Origin of the sequence: Candidatus Protofrankia californiensis (genome assembly GCF_900634765.1) — a bacterium.
Lineage (GTDB): Bacteria > Actinomycetota > Actinomycetes > Frankiales > Frankiaceae > Protofrankia > Protofrankia californiensis.
Window position 1 is genome coordinate 1 of sequence record NZ_CAAAFT010000447.1, and the last position, 4,771, is coordinate 4,771.

General features: G+C 68.8%; 5 protein-coding genes. All 5 read right to left on the reverse strand.

All coding sequences use genetic code 11. The features are described 5' to 3' along the window. Nucleotides 1–41: 41 nt before the first annotated feature. Nucleotides 42–341, reverse strand: a complete 300-nt coding sequence (gene nuoK / locus DD1DGNOD_RS23235) for an NADH-quinone oxidoreductase subunit NuoK (RefSeq protein WP_131768564.1) — start codon at nucleotides 339–341, stop codon at nucleotides 42–44. Then, complete coding sequence (locus DD1DGNOD_RS23240) at nucleotides 338–1,192, reverse strand: NADH-quinone oxidoreductase subunit J (protein ID WP_131768565.1); 855 nt, start codon at nucleotides 1,190–1,192, stop codon at nucleotides 338–340. Before DD1DGNOD_RS23240 ends, nuoK begins: the two co-directional genes overlap by 4 nt. Beyond that, nucleotides 1,189–1,761, reverse strand: a complete 573-nt coding sequence (nuoI, locus tag DD1DGNOD_RS23245; RefSeq protein WP_131768566.1) for an NADH-quinone oxidoreductase subunit NuoI — start codon at nucleotides 1,759–1,761, stop codon at nucleotides 1,189–1,191. The genes DD1DGNOD_RS23240 and nuoI overlap by 4 nt, the downstream gene beginning before the upstream one ends. Nucleotides 1,762–1,764: 3 nt before the next feature. Next, complete coding sequence (nuoH, locus tag DD1DGNOD_RS23250) at nucleotides 1,765–3,111, reverse strand: NADH-quinone oxidoreductase subunit NuoH (protein WP_131768567.1); 1,347 nt, start codon at nucleotides 3,109–3,111, stop codon at nucleotides 1,765–1,767. Further along, a partial coding sequence (locus DD1DGNOD_RS23255) for a molybdopterin-dependent oxidoreductase (RefSeq protein ID WP_131771031.1) occupies nucleotides 3,108–4,771 on the reverse strand: 1,664 nt, incomplete at its 5' end. The genes DD1DGNOD_RS23255 and nuoH, both read right to left, overlap by 4 nt.

A 4,771-nucleotide genomic window follows, 5' to 3' on the forward strand; every position in this document is an offset into this window, starting at 1 on the left:
TCCGGCGATGCGCCATACATGATCGCATCGCCTTTGGCCGGCTAGTACTTGAGTAGGTTCACGTCGTCCACCGAGGCGGAGCGGCGAGTTCGGAAGATCGTAAGAATGATTGCCAGGCCGATGACCACCTCGGCGGCGGCCACCACCATCACGAAGAAGGCGATGATCTGACCGTCCAGGGTTCCGTTGATCCTGGAGAAGGTGACCAGGGTCAGGTTCGCCGCGTTCAGCATCAACTCGATGCACATGAAGACGACAATGGCGTTGCGACGCAGCAGGACGCCGACCGCACCGATCGTGAACAGCAGCCCGGCCAGGATCAGATAGTTTGCGGGATTCACCGGTTCGTCCCCTTCCCGGCCCCGACCGGGTGCGGATTCTTGTCGTCCTGCGCGCCGGAACCGTTGTCACCTTCGACGTCCGCGGGGTCGGCACCCACACCGGAGTCGGGAAAACCGCCGCCGTACGGCGGTGTCTCCCCGGGCCCAGCAGAACCGCCGGGCAGTTCCGATGGAACCGATGGAACCCCGGCGGCCTGGGGCCGGGCATACACCGCGGGCCCGGGAATCGGGGTGACCCGGCCGCCCGCGGCAAACCGCCGCCGCAGCATCTCCTTCTGCGTCACCTTGCCGTCGACCCGTTCGCGGTGCCCGAGAATCATGGCCCCGACCGCGGCTATGATGAGCAGCGCGGAAACGATTTCGAACGCAAGCACGTAGTCGGTGAACAACAGGCGGGCAATCGCCTGGATGTTGCCGCCGTCATTGGCGGCCGTGAGCCCGGCGGCGGTGGTGCCTTCGATCACCCCACCGATCGGGAACACCAGCAGCCCGGCGAACCCGATCCCCAGGACGATCGCGGTCACCCGTTGGCCCCGCAGGGTCTCCACCAGGGAGTCGGAGGAGTCCACCCCGACCAGCATGAGCACGAACAGGAACAACACCATGATTGCCCCGGTGTACACGATGATCTGTACGAAACCGAGGAACGGTGCATCCTGGAGCAGGTAGAAGACGGCCAGGCAGAAAAGGTTCACGACGAGCAGCAGGGCCCCGTGCACGGCATTGCGGGCAAGTACCATACCCAGCGCGGCGAGCACCGCCACCGGGGCGAGAACCCAGAATGTCGCGGCCTCGCCGGTGGACGTCCGGGTGAACTCCCCCGCCGCCTGGACCAGGATCTGCGTGCTCATCGGACCGGCTCCGGTTCGGTGTCCCGATCGGCCACGTCGACGAAACCGGAGGCGTCGAAGGGACCCATGCGGTTCGGGTCGAACCTGTAGTAGTCCGTCTCGCTGTCACCGAGGAACAGCGGATGCGGTGGCGCCGTCATCCCGTCGCCCAGCGGGGCGAGCAGCTGCTCCTTGGTGAAGATGAGGTCGGAGCGGCTGTCGTCGGCGAGCTCGTAGTCGTTGGTCATGGTCAGCGCCCGGGTCGGGCATGCCTCGATGCACAGGCCGCACAGGATGCAGCGCAGATAGTTGATCTGGTAGACGCGTCCGTAGCGTTCTCCGGGGGAATAGCGCTCCTCGTCGGTGTTGTCCGCGCCTTCCACGTAGATCGCATCAGCCGGACAGGCCCACGCGCACAGCTCGCACCCGACGCACTTCTCCAGCCCGTCGGGATGCCGATTGAGCTGGTGCCGGCCGTGGAAGCGGGGCGCGGTCTCCTTCTTCTCCTCCGGATACTGCTCGGTCGTCGGCTTCTTGAACATGGTCGAGAAGGTGACGCCGAATCCCTTGTACGGGTCGAGAATCCCCATGGCTCAGCTCTCCTGCCGCGGTCCACCCGCGACGATGACAGTGGCGGACGACGGTCGGTTCGGACCGGTGGCGGGTGACGGTCGGTTGGCCACGGTGGCAGGCGGCGGCCACGGGATCCGGTCCAGACTGGGCGCGTTGCTTATGCGCTCCCGCTCGGCGGCCTCCAGACGTTCCTGGTGTCTGCGCGCACCGGGATCGATGATCGTGATGATGAGCAGGATGCCGGTGGCGATTCCGAAACCGATCAGCCACGGCGTCCGGTCGGTCACGTTCTCCCGGTAGACCTTGAAGGTCGCCACCGCGAGCAGCCAGACCAGCCCGACCGGAATCAGGACCTTCCAGCCGAACGCCATGAACTGGTCGTACCGCAGCCGGGGCAACGTACCGCGCAGCCAGATGAAGACGAACAGGAAGAGCAGCAGTTTCAACACGAACCAGATCACCGGGAACCAGCCCGTGTCGAAGTGCGAGAGGAACGGAATCGGCGGCGGCTGCCATCCGCCGAGGAACAACGTCGTCGCCACCGCGGACACAGTCACGGTGTTGATGTACTCGGCGAGGAAGAAGAACGCGAACTTGATCGAACTGTATTCGGTGTGGAAACCGCCGACCAGCTCGCCTTCGGCTTCGGGCAGGTCGAACGGCGTCCGGTTCGTCTCGCCCACCATCGCGATGCAGTAAATGATGAAGGACGGCACCAGCACGACGTTCCACCAGTGGCTCTGGCCCTCGACAATGCCTGACGTGGACAGCGTCCCCGAGTTGAGAAAGACCGCGACGAAGGACAATCCCATCGCGACCTCGTAGGAGATGATCTGGGCTGCCGAACGCAACGATCCCAGCAGCGGGTAGGTCGACCCGCTCGCCCAGCCCGACAGGATCAGCCCGTACACACCCAGCGACGACGCGGCCAGCACGAACAAGACCGACACCGGCAGATCCGCGAGCTGCAGGGTGGTGTGCTCACCGAAGATGGAGACCTCGGGCCCGAACGGGATCACCGCGAACGCGAGGAACGCCGGGATCGCCGAGACGATAGGGGCGAGGATGAAAACCGGCCGGTCAGCGAGAACCGGGATGATGTCCTCTTTGAGCATGAGCTTCACGCCGTCGGCAAGGCTTTGCAGCCAGCCCTTGGGACCGTGCCGGTTCGGGCCGACGCGCTGCTGCATCCGGGCCACGACCTTGCGTTCGAACACGATCGCAAAAAGCGTCGTGAGCAGCAGGAAGGCAAAGACGGCCACGGCCTTGAGCAGGATCAGCCAGAACGGGTCGTCGCCGAAGACGGACAGGTCCGGGTCACCGGCGCTGGCGGCCAGCACAGGTGCGAACGAGGGTGCGTAGCTCATGACCGGCCTTCCGAGGTCCGCCCGCCGGCGGCGTCGACGAGATCGCGGCCGCCGTCCGGAGCACGGACAGCCACGCTGACATTCACCACTTCGCCGGCACGCCCGGTAAGCGAAGCACGGACATGGGAGCCGGGTGAGAAGGTCGGCAGCCACACCACCCGGTCCGGCATTGAAACGATCTCCAGAGGAAGGGTGACGGTTCCGCGACCAGTGGTGACGCTGACGGGCTCGCCGTCGACCGCGCCGATCTCACCGGCTGTCACCGCGGACAGCCTGGCCCTGGGCGGGCGGGCCGTGCCTGCGAGGTAGGGCTCGCCGTCCTGCATCCGGCCGTCGTCGATCAGCTGGTGCCAGCTGGCGAGCACCGCCTGGCCCGACGCCGGTTCGGGCAGCGCGGGTGGCTCGGCCGACGGCGCGGGAGCGCGGTTGACCTCGGCACCGGCACGGCCGAACCTCGACAGTTCGCGGGCGGCCGCTCCGGGGTCGTCGACGCCCAGGGCAATCCCCATCCCGGTGGCCACCATGTGCAGCACCCGCAGGTCCGGCAGCGCGGGAGTGTCCAGGGCTCGCTGGAACGCGCGCAGGCGCCCTTCCCAGTTCACGAAGGATCCCGCTTTCTCCGCCACCGGCGCGACCGGCAGGACCACGTCGGCGACCTCGGATACCGCGGACCTGCGCACCTCCAGGGACACGCAGAACGGCACGGACGCGATCGCGTCCAGGGCAGCAGCCGGGTCGGACAGGTCCCGGACGTCCACCCCGGCGACGACAAGCCCGTCGAGCTCACCGGCGGCCGCGGCGGCGAGAATGGCCGCGGTGTCCCTGCCGGGCTCGGCCGGCAGGGCGGCGCCCCAGACCTCCTCGGCCTCGGCGCGGGCCACCGGGTCCGCCACCGGGCGCCCGCCCGGCAACAGCGAGGGCAGGGCACCGGCGGCGAGCGCGCCACGCTCCCCGGCCCGGCGCGGCACCCAGGCCAGGCGCGCGCCGGTCGCCTCGGCCAGCCGCAGCGCCGCGGTCAGCGTCCCGGGAGCCTGCGCGGCGCGTTCCCCCACGAGGATCACGGCCCCGGGGGTCCGCAGCGCGGTGGCGACCGGTGACTCGTCCCCGTCCCCGTTCACGTCCAGCAGAGCGGACAGGGCGGCGGCTTCGGCGCCGGGGACGACCGGCAGCAGCGTCCCGGCTATCTTTGCCAGCCCGCGGGTGGCCAGCGGCGCGAGCGAGAAGACCGCCGTGCCCCGTCTGGTTGCGCCCTTGCGCAGCCGCAGGAAGATCGTCGGCGCCTCCTCCTCGGGCTCGAGCGCGACCAGCAGGACGCCGGGCGCGGTCTCAAGGCCCGCGTGGGTCACCCCGATGCCGGTGCCGGCGACCGCGTGGGCCAGGAACGCCTCCTCCTCGGCCGAGTGCGGCCGGGCCCGGAAGTCCACGTCGTTGGTGCGCAGGGCGACCCGGGCGAACTTGGCGTAGGCGTAGGCGTCCTCGCGGGTGAGCCGGCCGCCGGCCAGGACGCCGACACCGTGGCGGTCCCGGCATTCCGCCAGTCCCCGGGCGGCGAAGGCCAGCGCCTCGGTCCACGACGCTTCGACCAGCTCCCCGGTGGAGTCGTCACGGATCAGCGGTGTGCGCAACCGGTCGGCGCCGCCCGCGTAGGTGAAGGCGAACC